General features: G+C 51.1%; 23 protein-coding genes. 9 read left to right on the top strand and 14 right to left on the bottom strand.

Features of this window, described 5'->3' with window-relative positions; all coding sequences use genetic code 11:
• Window positions 1-161: 161 nt before the first annotated feature.
• The 3 genes from ACLHV9_RS02785 to ACLHV9_RS02795 all read right to left on the bottom strand — a co-directional run bounded on the left by ACLHV9_RS02785 (window position 162) and on the right by ACLHV9_RS02795 (window position 2,448).
• A complete protein-coding gene (locus ACLHV9_RS02785; RefSeq protein WP_407220148.1) occupies window positions 162-947 on the bottom strand; it encodes a hypothetical protein in 786 nt (261 codons plus the stop codon).
• Between the two features lie 137 nt (window positions 948-1,084).
• A protein-coding gene (locus ACLHV9_RS02790) for an IS1-like element IS1A family transposase (RefSeq protein WP_370610343.1) occupies window positions 1,085-1,781 on the bottom strand; the annotation gives its coding sequence in 2 pieces (ribosomal slippage) (window positions 1,085-1,529 and window positions 1,528-1,781; 699 coding nt in all).
• Window positions 1,782-1,809: 28 nt separating this feature from the next.
• A complete protein-coding gene (locus ACLHV9_RS02795; RefSeq protein WP_410375940.1) occupies window positions 1,810-2,448 on the bottom strand; it encodes a hypothetical protein in 639 nt (212 codons plus the stop codon).
• Window positions 2,449-3,032: 584 nt separating this feature from the next.
• On the opposite strand from ACLHV9_RS02795, the gene ACLHV9_RS02800 reads away from it, so the two are divergent.
• Complete coding sequence (locus ACLHV9_RS02800) at window positions 3,033-3,194, top strand: hypothetical protein (RefSeq protein ID WP_407220150.1); 162 nt, start codon at window positions 3,033-3,035, stop codon at window positions 3,192-3,194.
• Here the strand turns inward: ACLHV9_RS02800 and ACLHV9_RS02805 are convergent.
• Window positions 3,188-3,880, bottom strand: coding sequence for a winged helix-turn-helix domain-containing protein (locus tag ACLHV9_RS02805; protein WP_407220151.1), 693 nt, complete (start codon window positions 3,878-3,880; stop codon window positions 3,188-3,190). The two genes, ACLHV9_RS02800 and ACLHV9_RS02805, sit on opposite strands and share 7 nt — an antisense overlap.
• 25 nt (window positions 3,881-3,905) lie before the next feature.
• Complete coding sequence (locus ACLHV9_RS02810) at window positions 3,906-4,778, bottom strand: phosphorothioated DNA-binding restriction endonuclease (protein ID WP_407220152.1); 873 nt, start codon at window positions 4,776-4,778, stop codon at window positions 3,906-3,908.
• Window positions 4,779-5,079: 301 nt separating this feature from the next.
• Between ACLHV9_RS02810 and ACLHV9_RS02815 the strand changes: the two genes are divergently transcribed.
• Window positions 5,080-5,553 (top strand): SymE family type I addiction module toxin, encoded by a 474-nt coding sequence (locus ACLHV9_RS02815; protein WP_407220153.1) that lies wholly within the window; start codon window positions 5,080-5,082, stop codon window positions 5,551-5,553.
• 73 nt (window positions 5,554-5,626) lie between these two features.
• On the opposite strand, the gene ACLHV9_RS02820 is transcribed toward ACLHV9_RS02815, so the two are convergent.
• Together ACLHV9_RS02820 and ACLHV9_RS02825 are read right to left on the bottom strand one after the other, a co-directional pair.
• On the bottom strand, window positions 5,627-5,887 hold the full coding sequence (locus ACLHV9_RS02820; RefSeq protein WP_407221202.1) for a hypothetical protein: 261 nt from the start codon (window positions 5,885-5,887) through the stop codon (window positions 5,627-5,629).
• Window positions 5,809-6,090 (bottom strand): DUF6392 family protein, encoded by a 282-nt coding sequence (locus tag ACLHV9_RS02825; RefSeq protein WP_407220154.1) that lies wholly within the window; start codon window positions 6,088-6,090, stop codon window positions 5,809-5,811. The genes ACLHV9_RS02820 and ACLHV9_RS02825 overlap by 79 nt, the downstream gene beginning before the upstream one ends.
• Window positions 6,091-6,345: 255 nt before the next feature.
• On the opposite strand from ACLHV9_RS02825, the gene ACLHV9_RS02830 reads away from it, so the two are divergent.
• Together ACLHV9_RS02830 and ACLHV9_RS02835 are read left to right on the top strand one after the other, a co-directional pair.
• Window positions 6,346-7,326 (top strand): IS5-like element ISKpn26 family transposase, encoded by a 981-nt coding sequence (locus tag ACLHV9_RS02830; protein WP_407220155.1) that lies wholly within the window; start codon window positions 6,346-6,348, stop codon window positions 7,324-7,326.
• Window positions 7,308-7,490 carry a hypothetical protein gene (locus ACLHV9_RS02835; RefSeq protein WP_407220156.1) on the top strand — a complete coding sequence of 61 codons (183 nt, stop codon included), beginning with the start codon at window positions 7,308-7,310 and terminating at the stop codon, window positions 7,488-7,490. The genes ACLHV9_RS02830 and ACLHV9_RS02835 overlap by 19 nt, the downstream gene beginning before the upstream one ends.
• Here the strand turns inward: ACLHV9_RS02835 and ACLHV9_RS02840 are convergent.
• From ACLHV9_RS02840 to trpS, 6 genes are all read right to left on the bottom strand, one after another.
• A complete protein-coding gene (locus tag ACLHV9_RS02840; RefSeq protein WP_407221203.1) occupies window positions 7,427-7,696 on the bottom strand; it encodes a hypothetical protein in 270 nt (89 codons plus the stop codon). The genes ACLHV9_RS02835 and ACLHV9_RS02840 overlap by 64 nt on opposite strands.
• Window positions 7,697-7,714: 18 nt before the next feature.
• Window positions 7,715-7,966 (bottom strand): bacteriocin immunity protein, encoded by a 252-nt coding sequence (locus ACLHV9_RS02845; RefSeq protein ID WP_407220157.1) that lies wholly within the window; start codon window positions 7,964-7,966, stop codon window positions 7,715-7,717.
• 65 nt (window positions 7,967-8,031) lie between these two features.
• Entirely contained in the window at window positions 8,032-8,280 is a 249-nt protein-coding gene (locus ACLHV9_RS02850; RefSeq protein ID WP_108089492.1) for a bacteriocin immunity protein, read from the bottom strand.
• A gap of 1 nt (window position 8,281) precedes the next feature.
• Complete coding sequence (locus ACLHV9_RS02855; RefSeq protein ID WP_407220158.1) at window positions 8,282-9,940, bottom strand: S-type pyocin domain-containing protein; 1,659 nt, start codon at window positions 9,938-9,940, stop codon at window positions 8,282-8,284.
• Between the two features lie 3 nt (window positions 9,941-9,943).
• Complete coding sequence (locus ACLHV9_RS02860) at window positions 9,944-10,426, bottom strand: hypothetical protein (RefSeq protein ID WP_407220159.1); 483 nt, start codon at window positions 10,424-10,426, stop codon at window positions 9,944-9,946.
• 251 nt (window positions 10,427-10,677) lie between these two features.
• Window positions 10,678-11,679 carry a tryptophan--tRNA ligase gene (trpS, locus tag ACLHV9_RS02865; protein ID WP_407220160.1) on the bottom strand — a complete coding sequence of 334 codons (1,002 nt, stop codon included), beginning with the start codon at window positions 11,677-11,679 and terminating at the stop codon, window positions 10,678-10,680.
• Between the two features lie 199 nt (window positions 11,680-11,878).
• Here trpS and fosA point away from each other — a divergent pair, with 199 nt between their 5' ends.
• Complete coding sequence (gene fosA / locus ACLHV9_RS02870) at window positions 11,879-12,304, top strand: FosA/FosA2 family fosfomycin resistance glutathione transferase (protein ID WP_134708330.1); 426 nt, start codon at window positions 11,879-11,881, stop codon at window positions 12,302-12,304.
• Here fosA and ACLHV9_RS02875 read toward each other — a convergent pair.
• Entirely contained in the window at window positions 12,290-13,297 is a 1,008-nt protein-coding gene (locus ACLHV9_RS02875) for a LacI family DNA-binding transcriptional regulator (RefSeq protein ID WP_134708226.1), read from the bottom strand. The two genes, fosA and ACLHV9_RS02875, sit on opposite strands and share 15 nt — an antisense overlap.
• Before the next feature lie 185 nt (window positions 13,298-13,482).
• Between ACLHV9_RS02875 and ACLHV9_RS02880 the strand changes: the two genes are divergently transcribed.
• The 4 genes from ACLHV9_RS02880 (at window position 13,483) to ACLHV9_RS02895 (ending at window position 18,060) form a co-directional block, all read left to right on the top strand.
• On the top strand, window positions 13,483-14,571 hold the full coding sequence (locus tag ACLHV9_RS02880) for a cellulase family glycosylhydrolase (RefSeq protein WP_407220161.1): 1,089 nt from the start codon (window positions 13,483-13,485) through the stop codon (window positions 14,569-14,571).
• A 44-nt stretch (window positions 14,572-14,615) separates the two neighbouring features.
• On the top strand, window positions 14,616-16,010 hold the full coding sequence (locus tag ACLHV9_RS02885) for an MFS transporter (RefSeq protein ID WP_108089499.1): 1,395 nt from the start codon (window positions 14,616-14,618) through the stop codon (window positions 16,008-16,010).
• A gap of 190 nt (window positions 16,011-16,200) precedes the next feature.
• Complete coding sequence (locus ACLHV9_RS02890) at window positions 16,201-16,803, top strand: ATP-dependent Clp protease proteolytic subunit (RefSeq protein ID WP_028016528.1); 603 nt, start codon at window positions 16,201-16,203, stop codon at window positions 16,801-16,803.
• Window positions 16,804-16,938: 135 nt separating this feature from the next.
• Window positions 16,939-18,060, top strand: a complete 1,122-nt coding sequence (locus tag ACLHV9_RS02895) for a cupin domain-containing protein (protein ID WP_108089500.1) — start codon at window positions 16,939-16,941, stop codon at window positions 18,058-18,060.
• Window positions 18,061-18,065: the final 5 nt, after the last annotated feature.

Here is an 18,065-nt window from a genome sequence, read left to right on the forward strand (position 1 = left end):
CCCGCAACTTAAAATTCACTTTTGCTTTGAAAATCAATTATTACTTTATTATTAATTTAATTCATATGACTGATTTTCTATAAATGGCCTTTTTTACAGGCCATTTATTGTTATAAAAAACTTGCATTTTGATGATTTTTTACATGCTATACCTTGCGTTCTCAGTAATTAAAGTAATCATAGTCAGGAACCCAAGTGTAATTTCTTAGTTGATCTTTGTCATAGTCAACGAAAAAATGACATTGGTCACAATTGCGAATGCTTAATACAGGCGACTCAAATATTTCGCCGTCTTTTTTTCTCATAGTGGCAGTTAGTGTCATTGCTCCTGCTTTTTTTTGAGCTCGAAGCCAGACGTTTTGAAGCACTTCATTCCCTTTAATTCTTTCATTACCGTCGAAAATAATTTCTGTATTTTCTGCTGGTTTGAACATAAATGTTGTTATCCAGTAACCTCGGTCTTGTAGTTGAAAAAATCGCGTTAATTTTAAAAGGCGATCAAGTGTTAAAGATTCTGCTTTTGCAATGGAATCTATAAGTGCATTATTTTCAAATAATTTATCGGGCTCTCTGAAAGGAAATGTTATATCACCGAAGGAAAAGGATAATACAGGCTTTTTATCAAGGAAAGAAGATAATTCGATCCTTAAATTATCCTTCATTTGCTCTGATATGTAATTTGATAAGAACTCTTTATCATTATCATCCAACCCTTTCTTTATTCTGGCTAGAATCAATTCTCTATAGTCACTTGCGAATGTTTCTTTTTTTGTTATTTTTAATTCCGAGATTAAATTGTTGATTGATTTATTATCCATGCCATTTTCAATTAAAAAAACACCTAATTGAATTCTATTGCTAATATCTTTAAATTCAGTTATATTTCTTTCGGCAAATTTTATGGCTAACTCTTTATTAAAGTTTTTGACATTTTCAAATGCTTTCATTTGAAAATCCTCATGCATTTGAGGACTATTATCATTAATTACTGCTAATGCCCAAGGGAACAATGCGCGATCTTTACTTAGGTAATTTATTACATCTATTTTTTTACTATCACTAAATTCTTGGTAATGACTCCAACTTATTGATAGTGTTTTATGTTCAGATAATGCCCGATGACTTTGTCATGCAGCTCCACCGATTTTGAGAACGACAGCGACTTCCGTCCCAGCCGTGCCAGGTGCTGCCTCAGATTCAGGTTATGCCGCTCAATTCGCTGCGTATATCGCTTGCTGATTACGTGCAGCTTTCCCTTCAGGCGGGATTCATACAGCGGCCAGCCATCCGTCATCCATATCACCACGTCAAAGGGTGACAGCAGGCTCATAAGACGCCCCAGCGTCGCCATAGTGCGTTCACCGAATACGTGCGCAACAACCGTCTTCCGGAGCCTGTCATACGCGTAAAACAGCCAGCGCTGGCGCGATTTAGCCCCGACATAGCCCCACTGTTCGTCCATTTCCGCGCAGACGATGACGTCACTGCCCGGCTGTATGCGCGAGGTTACCGACTGCGGCCTGAGTTTTTAAGTGACGTAAAATCGTGTTGAGGCCAACGCCCATAATGCGGGCGGTTGCCCGGCATCCAACGCCATTCATGGCCATATCAATGATTTTCTGGTGCGTACCGGGTTGAGAAGCGGTGTAAGTGAACTGCAGTTGCCATGTTTTACGGCAGTGAGAGCAGAGATAGCGCTGATGTCCGGCAGTGCTTTTGCCGTTACGCAACACCCCGTCAGTAGCTGAACAGGAGGGACAGCTGATAGAAACAGAAGCCACTGGAGCACCTCAAAAACACCATCATACACTAAATCAGTAAGTTGGCAGCATCACCAAATTCTTTGTTATCCAATATACTTGCAATTTTTTTTCCGATGTCATCTTCGTAATATCTACCATAGAGTCCTCTGCTTATAGTTATTAAGCGTAAGGCATCCCTATAATTTTGTTCATCCGTTTCGGGGTTTAAAATTAATGACATCAGACGCAGTCTTTCCTCTGTATTCAAATTAATATTATTCATCGGACCTGAGTTGACTTTTTCTCTTTCATATTTCAATGTTAAGGAATCGAGCAAGGCCTCAGTTCGCAAATCATTGAGAACTCGGCTTCCCCCACTTTCTGAGCTATCGAAGCGTAACCAATGATGCACAGTGTTTATATAATAATCTGTAATTTCCTTGTTAACGCTCTTATAACCTATAAACCCTGCAATGCCTATGAATATAGCAAAAAAACTAGAGCCATAGATTAACCAGAGTCGTGTCTTTTCTAGGATTGACATCGTCTTATCTATTGCGCTTTCTGTTATTTCTACTTTCGCATTTTCTATCTTATCTCTTATTTGTTGCATTAGATTTAAATTTTCATCACGAAGCTTTTCAAGCTCCATCTTATGTTTAATAGCATCTCGCTCAGCTAAGATTATTGTAAGATCTCTTTCCATAAGAACCTCATTGGTTTATATAACATTAATGTGGCTAAAAGTATAATATTTAACCTAATGCTATATCAATATATTTTTTGCGATTTATGAAGTGAAAGTGCTCAGCTATTTGAGTTTATATTGATTGCAATTTTTTCTGTAAACTAATAATCCTAATGAATTATATAGTTAATTACTTCAGAGTGGCAGAACACTTGTACAAGGATCCTGTGTTTGTTTTGTTTCCTTAAACACTTTTCTCCGAGTTTACTCAACAACCCTTCCCTTGAAAATTATCTATTACAAACGATGGAGCATCGTTCTCATTCATTGGGGCTAAGCTATGAAAATACTTTCAAAAGTCCTGAAGTGGTGTGCACTCTCGGTCGCCACAGTCTTTATCCTCGGATGGCTGTTTGTCTGGCTCGTGGCATCGGTTTGGATGAAACGACAAATTACACTGAAAATGACTTTTTGCATTACCACACGCTGACTGGCAAGGATATTGAAAACGCCCCGCGTGTAACGAACGATTACTATTTCGAGGCGAATCCCGGTGATGGTTATGCCCCGTCAAATAGCAAGGAGATACCGGTACTGCACCATTGCGTACGTATCTCGAAACGCTGGGATACACGAAGGAAAAGCGTCGCCTCGGCGAAAAGGAAATCTGGTCAAAACCCGATCAGGTAACCGGGGACATTTTCTATCTGTACTTTAACGCCGCTACGGGTGAAGTTGAGCTGACCAAAGTGATGAATTACTGAGTTAACTTGCTCTGTGCCGATTCATTTTCTTTTTGTGCTTTGGTCATCAAGACCTTCAATTCCTCAATAGTAAGTGAAGGTTTTTGCCTGTGGATCATTGCATGGCAATTGGGACAGACAGGGCGAAGATCATTTACAGGATCGAGTTTGTAGCGCTCTCCCATTTCAGAGAGAGGGGTGATATGGTGGACGTGGATATAGTCCTTGCCGGTTTCACCATATGTTTTCTCAAAGTCCATATTGCACACGGTGCAATGGCAGCCGTAGTGGTCTATACATTTGTCTCTTGCTGTTTTGCTCCGTTCGTACTTGTTAACTTTGATCTGTTTTACGGCCCCTTCATAAAAGGTTTCCGGGACATCATCTGGATAATCGATATCTAACTTGGTAGAAAGCGATTCTGCTTTTTTGATGCCCTCATGAGTGAGTTTCCAGATGCCGAGGCCTGATTCTTTGGCATTATGAAGATACTTGTAATCAACAAGCTTTTTACGCGCCCATTGGACCATATTGTTCCATTGGGGACGGTTGCTATCATCAGGAAGTAAGATGCTCATTTCTTCATCGGTAAGGCCGAACGCCCTCCCCAACGGCACATAACATGAGGAAGAACTAACTTCTCCCCCTCGGTTATAAATATTTAAAAGTAAGGGAATCTCAATCTCTTTATAACTCGGGAATGCCATGTTTATCACCATCAAAATGAATAAGTTACTTTCTGAAAATTTCGCGTATATGCCACTCTATATAACTATCCTGCGGATAATTTTCTTTTTGTAGTGGGAGGTGAATTTGAGCTCCTGCGAAGTCCCAAAAGAATCTGGATACAACGCTATTACCATTTACAGCGGAAGATATTTGAACGCGCATGTTTTCATCCACTCCAAGAGAGCCTTTATCAAAGGCTTTATGATGGATTGCACAGAGAGCTAAGCCATTCGCGATCTCACATGGCCCTCCAAATTGCTTCCATTTGATATGAGCGGCTTCGAGTGCGACAGAGGTATTATCATGTCGCATATTGAAACCGCAAACGGCGCACTGATAGTTATAGGCTCGCAATACCTGCTGTCGAAATAAAGGATCGCGCTGTTTGCGAATTTGCAGGAGGTTGAATCCCAACTCGTCGGCAAGTTCTTCCTGAATGCTTTCGGTAAAGTGTGCTTCGAGGATTTGCTGAGCTATAGAGTTAATGAGGTTCTTACTGTTTATCAAACGAGAGTAATGCTGCTCGTCAAAACCGCCTGCAACATGATTTTCAACCAGCTCTCCCGCAGGAGGTTGTTTGCTGGTACCTGATGTGGAACAGCGCTCCGCATTTTGTAGTTCCCAAAAGCCATCACCTTGTAAACGCCAGAACGGCATATCAGGACGGTACTGTGCACGCTGTGGTCCAAAACGTTCCAACAGGCTGTGCAGCTGATCGCGTACTTCCGTACCGTAATCAAACAGTCTCGCATGCCCCTGCTGATACTTCGCCAGCACGTACAGAAGCAATAAAGGCTTATGCGGCGCGCGCTGTTCGCCTTTGCGCCAGATGGTGATGTCGGCAATTGCCTGTTCGAGAGTTTTGCTGGAAGCCATCGCGTTACGGAAGAAGGTAAATAATTACGATGATGCTCGCAAAACTCAGACCAATCAACCCGCAACTAACAAAAACATGACCTTACCGCACACAACACTATTTCCTGAATCCCCCTCGCAAAATCCAAATTTACCCCACACCAAACCGCTGTATTTATATTCAGCCCTGTATAATGAGCACAAGAAATTACGCCGAACGGCGAAAGGAAGTATCGAAGAATATTTAATTAGGAATTCGCGATATGAAGGTGCTGCAACACCCCCATACCGCTAACCACAAACAACTATAGAGGAGTTGAAAATGGCTGCGACGAATTTTAAGCCAGAGTTTACCGTTTGCAAAACAGAATCAGACACTTTCACCGGCATGATTGAAAACCGCGAGCTGGTACGCAAAAACAGCGCCCGCCGTCTTCACGGCAACCCGCCTAACGCGGCGCCCGTCCACCCGCGCGCGGAAACGCCGCAGGACAGTGCTGCCTGCTGCGAACTGTATGCGCGCATAGACATGAAATACCTTCTTCTGGGCGGCGACTGGTTAACCCGTGCAGGCTTTATCAACGGCATGCCCGTGAAAATCCGCGCCATGAAAGACTGCATTGTGATTACGCCGCAGCATACAAGAGAATTATGGGGATGCCTGGAAGGTATGAGCGTGGTGAATATAAATAAACAGAAAGTCGCACAGTGGCTGAAGACCTTTCCAGGGGCGCTGAATGATACCGGTGATATACCGGCTGTTAAGCGTGGAACAGGGAAGGCGATGTCGGAGTAACCGTGCTTCCCATCTAATGTAACCCTTAAGTAATAAAACGGGCATGTCATCCCATGCCCGTGTTAAGGAACAGTCACTCGTGCTTTACCTGCTCTTTCACAGCTTTAACCAGCACAGCATGAAGTTCGCCGACGGTTAAATCGCGTATAACAGGTTCGGGTATGCCACGTACCCAGCGGATAAACCGACAGATGCCAAAAAAGTCTCTACCTTCACCCGTAAACAGATACTCATTCTCTGCGAGAGAGAACGTTTTCATATAGCCATCTTCTTCCGTGGCAAGCTGAACGCCAAACGCTTCTTCGCAGTCTTCCAGTAGGTCTTCGCCGTCCATACCGCAAATATGCAAATCGGCCTTAATTTAAGGTTTATCACACCAAGGGCTTGAGCTTCTCTCAAAAAACTTAAATTGATGCCTTCTTTTGCCATTTCCAGGTGTTGGTTCATAGAGCCTGAATGTCCCTTTGGATATGTTTTCCATGAAATAAATCCTGCATCTACCAATTCGTTATGACTTTTCCCTGGATAAACAATCATTGCCTCATGTTTGTAATCATCTGTATAAGTCCGCCCTATAGTTTAAACGTAAGCTTTTTTCTCGTTTCAGGGTTTTGAGCTATAAAGTACCTTCCAGATGTAAGTTCTTAGGTTTTCGAAATGAGAAATGGGGCATTAGATATTTAATCTTCATTTAAAGCTCGCCTCCTGAAAGCTGAAAAATTAAGGAAGGTGCGAACAAGTTCCTGATATGAGATCATCATATTCATCCGGAGCGCATCCCAGAGGGACATCATGAGCCATCAACTCACCTTCGCCGATAGTGAATTCAGCACTAAGCGCCGTCAGACCCGAAAAGAGATTTTCCTCTCCCGCATGGAGCAGATTCTGCCATGGCAGAATATGACCGCTGTCATCGAGCCGTTTTATCCCAAGGCGGGCAATGGCCGACGGCCCTATCCGCTGGAGACCATGCTGCGTATTCACTGCATGCAGCATTGGTACAACCTGAGCGACGGTGCCATGGAAGATGCCCTGTACGAAATCGCCTCCATGCGCCTGTTTGCCCGATTATCCCTGGATAGCGCCCTGCCGGATCGCACCACCATCATGAATTTCCGCCACCTGCTCGAGCAGCATCAACTGGCCCGTCAATTGTTCAAGACCATCAATCGCTGGCTGGCCGAAGCAGGCGTCATGATGACCCAAGGCACTTTGGTGGATGCCACCATCATTGAGGCACCCAACTCTACCAAGAACAAAGAGCAGCAACGCGATCCGGAGATGCATCAGACCAAGAAAGGCAATCAGTGGCACTTTGGCATGAAGGCCCACATTGGTGTCGATGCCAAGAGTGGCCTGACCCACAGCCTGGTCACCACCGCGGCCAACGAGCATGACCTCAATCAGCTGGGTAATCTGCTTCATGGAGAGGAGCAATTTGTCTCAGCCGATGCCGGCTACCAGGGAGCGCCACAGCGCGAGGAGCTGGCCGAGGTGGATGTGGACTGGCTGATCGCCGAGCGTCCCGGCAAGGTAAAAACCTTGAAGCAGCATCCGCGCAAGAACAAAACGGCCATCAACATCGAATACATGAAAGCCAGCATCCGTGCCAGGGTGGAGCACCCGTTTCGCATCATCAAGCGGCAGTTCGGCTTCGTGAAAGCCAGATACAAGGGGCTGCTGAAAAACGATAACCAACTGGCGATGTTATTCACCCTGGCCAACCTGTTTCGGGTGGACCAAATGATACGTCAGTGGGAGAGATCTCAGTAAAAACCGGAAATAACGCCAGAAATGGTGGAAAAAATAGCCTAAATAGGCTGATTCGATGTGTTTGCGGGAAAAAAATCGGCCCAGATCCGCGAAATTTTAATCAGCGAGTCAGCTTGGGAAGAAATGACCTGCTTATTCGCACCTTCCTTAAATCTTCCGAGTAGAATATTTTATCTATGAGTTTTTCTAAAAGATGTGCCTGTTTTTCGTTTATATTATAAACACCGATGCCATGCGAGAAGTCGGCTTCATCTTCATCTGAAATGCCCATAATGTCATACAGCGCAGCTACATTTCGCTGAGAGATTATGATTTCATAAAGTAAAAGTTCATCTGTTTTACTGTATACATCTATAGAGTAAACGATCATTGTTTTAATCCTAAAAAATCACTCAGACTTGAAGCAAGGTTTACCATGAGGCTGACGCCACTCTTTTACTTCCTGGACAACGCCTTCTGGGCTATCAACTTTTCCATCTTCGGGATAAAAAATAAGATCTGCACCAGAGGTATGCTCTGCAAGCCATTCGAACTCTCTAACCTGAAAATTACCATCTTCCTCTGTTTCACAATCGGCAGAGCATATTTTTTGTACTAAAGATAGAAATTCACTTTCAGTGTAATTACTTAATTTTTTCATACTTTTATCTAATTAAATTTTTTGCATACAATCCGCGCCCGAAAGCGCGGCATTGTTATTGGTTGTTATTCCTTAAATCCGGATTTTCCATTTTCTCTGCGCCATTCCTTCACTTCTCTAACAATACCTTCTGGACTGTAATCTTTACCTTTCTCTGGATAAAAAATAACATCAGATCCATTAGGATGTTCAGAAAGACGTTCAAACTCTAAAACCAATAAACTTCCTTCTTCTTCTGTATCACTTTCGGCAGTACAAATTTTTCTTACCAAGTCTAAAAATTCTTTTTCAGTATAATCGCTGATGGTTTTCATCCTAATTTCCTCGATGTATATCAATATGATGTTTAGGTGTTGTTATGCTCATATTATCTAGATCATATACAGCACCGCCCTGACTTATAGGATTAATGTGATGTATCTCATACCGATTTCTTTTACCGACTTTATCTATTGCGGGGGTAAAAGGAGAAGCTCCGCTCTGAATATTTGATTGATTGTTAATGATAAATTGCTCCAGCAGTACTGGCTCCCTCGACACCTCCAGCCAAAACGCCTTACGAAACTGGTCAAAGTCCGTAAATGTCTGCCCACGTAACCGATCCGCTATCTGGCTCGGAATGGGAGACCCATTACCCACATTCGCATCAGATAACCAAATGCCGCTAATTTTCTGCCCCTTGCCTGTGACCTGTCCGGGATTGTGGCGGATATAAACATAAATCGGCGGCACCCCGCCCACCGGCAGAATCAGAATATAATCCGCAAACGTCTTCTCTTCCGGTGTCGGGCTGGTCGTCGCACCAATCCCCGTATCCTCCGGCAGCGGATCAACCACAACCGGGTTCGGTATCCGTACCGGGTTATGATTGCCCGTATCCCACGGCTTATTCTCTCCGGTGCGGTTCGGTGTCCAGATGAGGGTGATACCGGGGGCTTCTTCGGTAGTAAAGGTATATGCCTTGCGTTGGCTATCCCACTCCATCCTGCGAACGCGCACGCTGTCTTTGCCGGGCGGCGTATGCCAGCCGCGCGGTGTCGGGTTACCGCTGGCGTCGTTCTCCCAGGTGAAGCGAACGCGGGTAGGGGCTTCCCGCATCTGTTCGGCGCGCATCCTGTCGATAAAATCCTGCTCTCCGTCGTTCAGCTTGCCGGGATACATCCCTATCAGCAGCCCTGCGACAGGTGCACCAAGGCCTCCCGTGGCTATCTCGCCAAGTGCAGCGCCGCGCACGGCCCATGTGCCGGAAATGACAGTACGTCCGCCAACCAGTACGAGTTCGCTGGCATCGGCTATCGCGTTCCGCGCTGTCCAGGCCCTTTCTTCGGCTGCAACGGCAGCCTGATAGTCCATCTCCTCGTGATGCCCATTCCACCAGAGATAAAGCGCGCTGCGTTGCTTGGGTTTTGGGAGCGCCTTACGCTTTGCCGCCTGGGCGTGTTGTGGGGCATTGTTGGGTATGGCCTGGTAAAGCGCCATCTCGGCGAAGTTGGTGTGCGGCTCACTTCCGGTGCCTGCATCGTTACAGCCTTCACCGCGCAGGCAGGATTTCGCAAAGACCCGGTTGCGATCGCGTTCTTCTGCTTGTCGCTGCGCTTCGGCCTCTTGCTCTTTTCGGCGTGCTGCGAGCATGGCCTGATGCTTTTCTTGTGCGATCTGTTCAGGAGAGGGACCAGAGCCGAGCCACTCTCCCGATGGGGCGATCACGCGGTTGGTTCCGTGCGGGCAGCCACAAATGACGACAGAACCATCGACGGCTGAGGTTTGTCCCATCCAGTTAACGCGAGGTTCGCCGTCTGCAACAACGCCCTGTTTGCCGCATTTAGGGCATGCCGTAGTTTTATCGCCAACGCGGATAACGCCGCGACCGTGCTCGGTGCAGTTGGGCAGGGTGCTACAACATATTGCGCCGGTGGTCGTTCTGTCGCCATGCAGCGCCTGACCGCGGCCGTAGTTCGTTGAACGGTAGCCCATGGCCTATTCTCCGGGCCAGGTTAAGAAATCCTCTTGAGGTGGAATCCCTTCGCGGGTGACCAGATAAGTACTGCCGAGCGGTGTGCTGATAATCTCGTCATCGTTATCAAGCAGGCTACCTACCAGGGCAACGCCGTGTCCTTTCCACGTAAACGCGGTTCCTGATGAGGTCATAATCGTGGCGAGCGTTCCATCCGGATAGGCCACACAGTCTCCTTCGACAATCGGGCTGGTGTAACTCCCATCGTCCATGAGCATTGTGGCTTCACGATCGACGGGAAGTACCATGCCGCCCATTCGGGTCTGGCTGCCAGCAGTGGCAATCCGCCAGATGGCGGTGACGGGATGTTGTCGATGAAAGGCTTCCTGTTCAGCAATAATGGCGCGCGCGTCCTCAGGCATGGCGGCCAGTTGTTCATCGGAAAAAGGCGAACGATCTATTTCCGCTTTCAACTCAGCGGTAAAATCATTGGTATAAAGCTGCATGACAATTCCTTGTAGGGGCAGAAGAGTAAATGCAGCAATGCTAGGTTTTAGCCTGTAAGGCGAATATACATAAAGTGGTTAATAAGTCGGGCTAAAATCCGAAATAAATATCCAGATTGATATTGGTTATCTTTTAAAGAAGGGATAGTAATGGTTCCTGTTAATTATAAATGTAATATTCGTTGAATTGCCGATAAATAATATTATGCAGCGCATGTAATATTTGAATACATACGCTGCATGACGTTTTTTCAAAACACCGGCACCCCCAACCCAACCTTCACCTCCCTCAACGTCTCCTGCGTCACCCCCTGCGCCCGTTCGGTCCCGCGCTTCAGCATCGCCATCAGCTCGCCCTTATCCTGCATGTACATCGCCCTCCGCTCCCGCATCGGCGCAATTAGCTCCTGCAAACACGCCTCCAGCTCGTTCTTGCACGCCCGGTCGCCCAGCCCGCCCGCCTGATAGTGCGCCTTCATCGCCGCCACTTTCTCCTTGTCCGGATGAAACGCGTCGAGGTACGTAAACACCACGTTCCCCTCAATTTGCCCCGGGTCGCTCATCTTCAGGTGGTTCGGGTCGGTGTACATGGCGCTGACCGCACGGTGAATCGTCTCTTCGCTGGCCGAAAGGTGCAGCGTGTTGCCCAGCGATTTCGACATCTTGGCGCTGCCGTCGATGCCGGGCAGGCGGCTGGTGTCGCTCAGCATCGCCTTGCAGTGGCGCAGCACCGGGGCGGGCAGCAGGCTGTTCATCTTGTGCACAATCTCGTTGGTCTGCTCAATCATCGGCAGCTGGTCGTCGCCGACGGGCACGCACTCGGCCTTGAACGCGGTGATGTCCGCCGCCTGGCTGATGGGGTAGGCCATAAACCCGACCGGCAGCGAGCGGGCAAAGCCCTTCTGCGCAATCTCGTTTTTCACTGTCGGGTTACGCTCCACGCGGGCGACGGTGACGATGTTCATATACAGCATCGTCAGCTCGGCGAGGGCGGGCAGGGCGGACTGCAGGCAGATCGTGGTCAGGTTCGGGTCGATGCCGGCGGCGAGGTAGTCGGCCAGCACTTCGGGGATGTTGTCGCGGATCTTTTGCGGGTTGCTACCGTTGTCGGTCAGCCCCTGCAGGTCGGCAATCAGCACAAACTGGTTGTGCGTCTGCTGAAGCGCCACGCGCTGGCGCAGCGATCCGACGAAGTGTCCGAGGTGCAGCGGGCCGGTTGGGCGGTCGCCGGTGAGGATGGTTGGCGTGTTCATAAAGACTCCTTAATGTGCAATTGCCGAAAGGGGTCTTAGAAATGTGAAAGCCGCCTTTCGGCGGCTATCTGAAAATGGGGAAAACAACTCCGTGCCGCCTTTAAGAAGGCAGCCACCAGCGGTTTACGGTGAGCACGGCGTGGTTTATGTTCATCTCTTTACCGTACCACGTCCGGCGCGAAAAACAAAAGGGCACGTCATGCTGCAATCACTCAACCACCTGACCCTCTCGGTCAGCGACCTGCAAAAAAGCGTCAGCTTCTGGCACGAGCTGCTGGGGCTTGCGCTGCACGCCCGCTGGAATACCGGGGCCTATCTCACCTGCGGCGATCTGTGGGTCTGCCTGTCGTACGACGAGGCGCGCCAGTACGTGCCGCCGCAGGAGAGCGACTATACCCACTACGCGTTTACCGTGTCGGAAGAGGATTTTGAACCGCTCTCGCAAAGCCTTGAGCAGGCGGGCGTCACCGTCTGGAAGCAGAACAAAAGCGAGGGGGCGTCGTTCTATTTTCTCGACCCGGACGGGCACAAGCTGGAGCTGCACGTGGGCAGCCTCGCCGCGCGGCTGGCGGCGTGTCGCGAGAAGCCCTATGCGGGCATGGTCATTACCTCAGACGAGGCTTGATGCCCGCACTTTCAGCCTGCCCGCCAGCGTCACGTGCGTGGCGGCATCTTCCTGATTGCACAGGTACTCCACCGCCAGCCGTCCCAGCTCGCTGTAGGGCAGCTGGATACTGGTCAGCGGTGGGGTGAGCTGCTCGGAGATCTTCTGGTCGTCGTAGCCCGCCAGCAGCATGTCCTGCGGGATGCCCACGCCGTTCACCGCCAGCGCCTGATAGCAGCCAATCGCCAGCCAGTCGCTGGCGCAGAAGATGGCGTCCGGGCGCTCGGCCAGTTCCAGTAGGGACGCTGTCGCGGTAAAGGACTCGCTGAACTGCCAGTTGGTCTGGCGCACCAGGTTGTCATCACACGCGAGTCCGGCCTGCTGTAGTGCCGCCTGGTACCCCGCCAGACGCTGGCGGGAGGCTTCCATCCAGCTCTCCCCGGTGATGTGGGCGATGCGCGTGGCTCCGCAGGCGATGAGGTGTTTCGTCACCTGGAAAGCGTTGGCGTAGTCGTCCGGGATAAACGACGGCAGCAGCGGCGAGCCGGGGTCGCGCTGGTTGAGCAGCACCAGCGGGATGCGGGTGCAGTCCTGGAACGCCGTCATGTCCACCAGCGTGGTGACCGGGGAAGCAAGAATAATCCCGATGCAGTTGCGCTTCTCCAGCTGGCGAATGATGTTCAGCGCCAGCTCGATGTCGTCGCCGTAGTCGTAGACGGTGAGCAGGGTCTCGTTGCGCCACGCCGCTTCCCGCGCCTGGCTGATGGCGTCAATAAACGGGTCGAAGCTCTGCATGGAGCTGACCAGCAGGGCGATCTCTTCCTGGTTGCGCGGGGCGTGTACGGCGGGGAGGCGGTCGTAGCCGAGCTCGGTGGCCACATTAATGACCCGCTGGCGTGTGTCGTCGCTAAGCTTGATGTTGCGGGACTGGTTAAGCACCAGCGATACCGTCGCCTGCGACACCCCTGCCGCCCGCGCAATATCGTTCATCGTCACTTTCGTTTTTCGCTTCATCCGTCCTCTCCCTTTCGCGACTTCGCATCATACCCTAACCGCACGCTTTAGCGCCGTCGATCACGTTTCTCATTCATCGAAGCGCGAACTTTGTGAGGGGCATCGCTTTTCTTCGTGCGAGAAATTGCGCATTTATCCCGCGGCTAATATTTATTAGCTAAATATTATCAGTAAGAGGACGCGTAATGAAAGAGCAGTGGAGCAGGGAGCAGGCACAGGCGTGGTATGAACAAAAAGGCTGGCTGTGCGGGTTTAACTATCTGCCGTCAACGGCGGTGAACTGGACCGATATCTGGCAGGAAGAGACTTTCGATGCCGAAACCATCGACCGCGAGCTGGGTTGGGCGGCAGACGCGGGTTACAACACCCTGCGCATCAACCTGCCGTTTATCGTCTGGGAGCACGATCGCGACGGGCTGATGGCGCGCATCGACCGCTTTTTGACGATTGCCGACGGTCACGGGTTCAGAACCATGCTGACCCTGATGGACGACTGCGGCTTCTCCGGCGACGAGCCGTATCTCGGCCCGCAAAAGCCACCGGTGCCGGGCAAGCACAACAGCCAGGCAGCGGCGAGTCCGGGGCGAGACAAAGTGTGCGATCCCGACTGCTGGCCGCAGATTGAGCGCTATATCCGCGACGTTGTTCGCCAGTTTCGTGAAGACGGGCGCGTGCTGCTGTGGGATCTCTATAACGAGCCGGGCAACCGTGGCATTTTTGCGACGGGTACACAGGAGGTGCAGTACGACGCGAAGCTGGAGACCTGCGCCCACGAGCTCATGAAGCTGGCGTTCCAGTGGGTGCGTGAAGAAGACCCAACCCAGCCGCTCACGGTCTGCGCGTGGCGAGTCCCGCCGGAAGAGGAGGGCGAGACATTCTTCCAGCATCCGCTGGACCAGACCGCGCTGGCGCTCTCGGACGTGGTGAGCTTCCACGCCTACACCAACACCGGGCGTATGACGGCGATTATCCAGCAGTTGGAGGCGCTCGGGCGCCCGCTGTTCTGCACTGAATGGCTGGCGCGCCACGTGGGCAGCACCATCGAAGAGCAACTTCCGCTGATGTACATGGCGAAAGTCGCACCGTATCAGTGGGGGCTGGTGCGCGGTAAAACCCAGACGTGGCTGCCGTGGCCGGTGGTGATGAAGGAGTCCACGGACTACTGTCGCCTCTGGTTCCACGACGTGTTCGAGGAAAACGGTATTCCGTTCTCGCGCCGTGAAATCGCGCTGATGCAGAAGTTTCGTCAGATCGCCCCGAAAGCGCAGGGCTAATCATATTGCCCCGGCGCCTGTCGCCGGGTAATCAGGTACGCACTATGGCAACGATAATGAAAATACCGTCTCGCGAGTTGTGGTCTTATTTTGGTTATGGTTTAGGTCAGTGTTTTAGCTTTGGTTTAGTGGGTTCGTTTATTAACTATTTTTACACCGACGTGCTGGGGATCTCGGCGCTGGCGGCGAGTACCATCTTCCTGATTGCCCGTGCGTGGGACGCGGTTCACGATCCGCTGTTTGCCAGCATTATGGACACCATTAACAGCCGGTTCGGCAAGTTTCGCCACTTTTTACTGATTGCTCCGTTGCTGATCACCGGCGTCACGCTGCTGTCGTTCTATAAAATCGAAGCGGACATGACCACCAAAATCCTCTACGCCGGGGTGACCTACATCCTGTGGGGGACGCTGTACGCTATCTCCGATATCCCGTTCTGGTCGATGTCGTCGGTGATGACCAACGACTCCGCCCAGCGCACCCGCGCGGTGACGGCGGCGATGCTTGGGGTAAACGCCGGGATTGCCTGCGCCAATATTTTCTTCCCGAAACTGGCGGCGTTTTTTGCCCAGCACAGCAACGATAAAGGCTACTTTATGGCGGCGCTGGTGATGATGCTGGTGGGCCTGCCGCTGATGCTCAACGGCTTTATGCAGATCAAAGAGCGCGTGCCGCCAAGCCCGGAAAAGGTGACGATGCGCGATACCTTCCACAACCTGCGCCAGAACAAACCGCTGTTTATCGTCCTGCTGTCGTTCTTCTTCTGCGTGTTTCATAACGTGGCGGGCGGTCTGTATATCTACTTCTTTATCAACAACCTGGGCGACGGTAGCCTGCAAATGGCGATTGGCGTGATGGGGATAGTGGCGGCGGTGCTGTGCCTGGTCGCCCCGATGCTGACGCGCCGGATGCAGAAGCGGAAGCTGTTTATGATCCTCTGCGGGCTGGACGTGGCGGTGCGCGTGGTGATGTGGTTTGTCGGCTATCAGCAGGTGACGATGCTGTTCATTCTGCTCGGCCTGAGTACCCTGTTCGTGATGATGACCAACATCCTCACCTCGTCGATGATTGCCGACACCATCGAGTACGCGGAGTACCACACTAACAAGCGCTGTGCGGCGATCACCTTCTCCGGGCAGACCTTTACCGGCAAGATGTCGGTGGCGGTGGGCGGCGGGTTAATCGGCGTGTTCCTGACGATGATTGGCTACGTGCCGCAGGCGCAAATCCAGAGCGAGAGCGTGCTGTCTGGGCTGTTCTTCGGGATTTGCCTGCTGCCGGCGATAGGGTCGCTGATCCGAATGGGCTTTATGTCGCGCTTTACCTTTACCGAGGAGAAGCACGCGGAGATTTGTCGGCTGCTGGCAGAGCGCAACGCGTCTGTGAAAGCGCCGGATGGCGGCTGTGCCTTACCCGGACTACAAAACCAACCCTTGTAGGTCAGATAAGCGAAGCCCAAAAGGCTTCGCTTTTAATCGTTTGTACCGACAAGCTCAATCTGTGTTGCCGTTCGGAACCCGGTGCGGCAGCTGCAATCTTATAAACTCCCTCGCTGTCTGTCTCAGAGGACTTTGACCGGTAAAACAGGCTACACTCTGGTTTTGAGCGCGATAAGCTGAGGAAATAACAATGCACTACACACTGAAAGAAAGTGACAAGGATAAGGCCGAAGGGGCAAACGGCGCAGGCGCGCTGCAGCAAAAACTGCTGGAATCCCGTTCGATTGTCATCTCTGGTGAGATCAACCAGGAACTGGCGCAGAAAGTTATCACCCAGATGATCCTGCTGCAAAGCGTAAGTAACGATCCGATCAAACTGTACATCAACAGCCAGGGCGGCCACGTGGAAGCGGGTGATACCATCCACGACTTCATTAAATTCATCCGTCCGGACGTGCACGTCATTGGCACCGGCTGGGTCGCGAGCGCTGGGATCACCATCTTCCTGGCGGCGAAAAAAGAACACCGCTACTCGCTGCCAAATACCCGTTTCATGATCCACCAGCCGCTGGGCGGCGTACGTGGTCAGGCGACGGACATCGAAATCGAAGCGCGTGAGATCATCCGTATGCTGGATCGCGTGAACAAGCTGATTGCTGACGCCACCGGCCAGCCGCTGGAAAAAGTGAAAAAAGACACCGACCGTAACTTCTGGATGTCTCCGGCTGAAGCGCTGGATTACGGTATCGTGGGTAAACTGATTACCCATTATGACGAGTTGAAGCTCGATTAAGCGCTAATATCGTGTATGTGTCGGGTAGTGGCTTCGCCTTACCCGACCTACGCAAGCTCGTTTGACCCATGACAAGTTCCCCCTCCACCGTCTCCCCTATAATCGCGCCTGTTTCCCCTCTCACTGGTGCTACCCATGGCGTATCAACTGAACCTGAACTGGCCGGAATTTCTCGAAAAATACTGGCAGAAAAAACCCGTTGTGCTGAAAAATGCCTTCCCGAATTTTGTTGACCCGATTACCCCGGACGAGCTGGCTGGCCTGGCGATGGAGCCGGAAGTCGATAGCCGTCTGGTGAGCCATTTCAACGGTAAATGGCAGGCCAGCAATGGTCCGTTCGAGCACTTTGACGGTCTGGGGGAAACCGGCTGGTCGCTGCTGGCACAGGCGGTGAACCACTGGCATATGCCTGCGGCGGAGCTGGTGCGTCCGTTCCGCGTATTGCCCGACTGGCGTCTGGACGACCTGATGATCTCCTTCTCTGTTCCGGGTGGTGGTGTAGGCCCGCATATCGATCAGTACGATGTGTTTATCATTCAGGGGATGGGCAACCGCCGCTGGCGCGTGGGGGACAAGCTGCCAATGCGTCAGTTCTGCCCGCATCCGGCGCTGCTGCACGTTGATCCATTTGAGCCGATCATCGACGAAGATCTGGCTCCGGGCGATATCCTCTACATTCCACCAGGATTCCCGCACGACGGCTTTACCCATGAAACCGCGCTGAACTACTCGGTCGGTTTCCGTGGGCCAAATGGCCGCGATCTGATCAGCAGTTTTGCCGATTACGCGCTGGAAAACGATCTGGGGGGAGAGCATTACAGCGATCCGGATCTGACCTGCCGCGAACACCCCGGCCGCGTGGAGCAGTATGAACTCGATCGTATTCGCCAGATGATGATCGACATGATCAGCAAACCTGACGATTTCACGAAGTGGTTCGGCAGCTTTGTTTCTACGCCGCGTCACGAGCTGGATATTGCTGCTGCGGAACCGCCGTACTCAACAGAAGAGGTGCTCGATGCGCTGCAGGGCGGCGAAAGGTTATCTCGCCTGAGCGGGCTGCGCGTGCTGAACATTAACGGCAGCTTCTTTATCAACAGTGAACTGCTGGAAACGGTAGATGCAAAGGCCGCAGATGCGCTGTGCCGCTACACCGAACTCGGTCAGGCCGAGCTGGGTGATGCGCTGAAAAACCCGGCGTTTGTCGACGAGCTCACCGGGCTGATTAACCAGGGATACTGGTACTTCGACGAGTAGTGCTG

Origin of the sequence: Enterobacter sp. CPE_E890 (genome assembly GCF_046521475.1) — a bacterium.
GTDB classification, from domain to species: domain Bacteria; phylum Pseudomonadota; class Gammaproteobacteria; order Enterobacterales; family Enterobacteriaceae; genus Enterobacter; species Enterobacter adelaidei.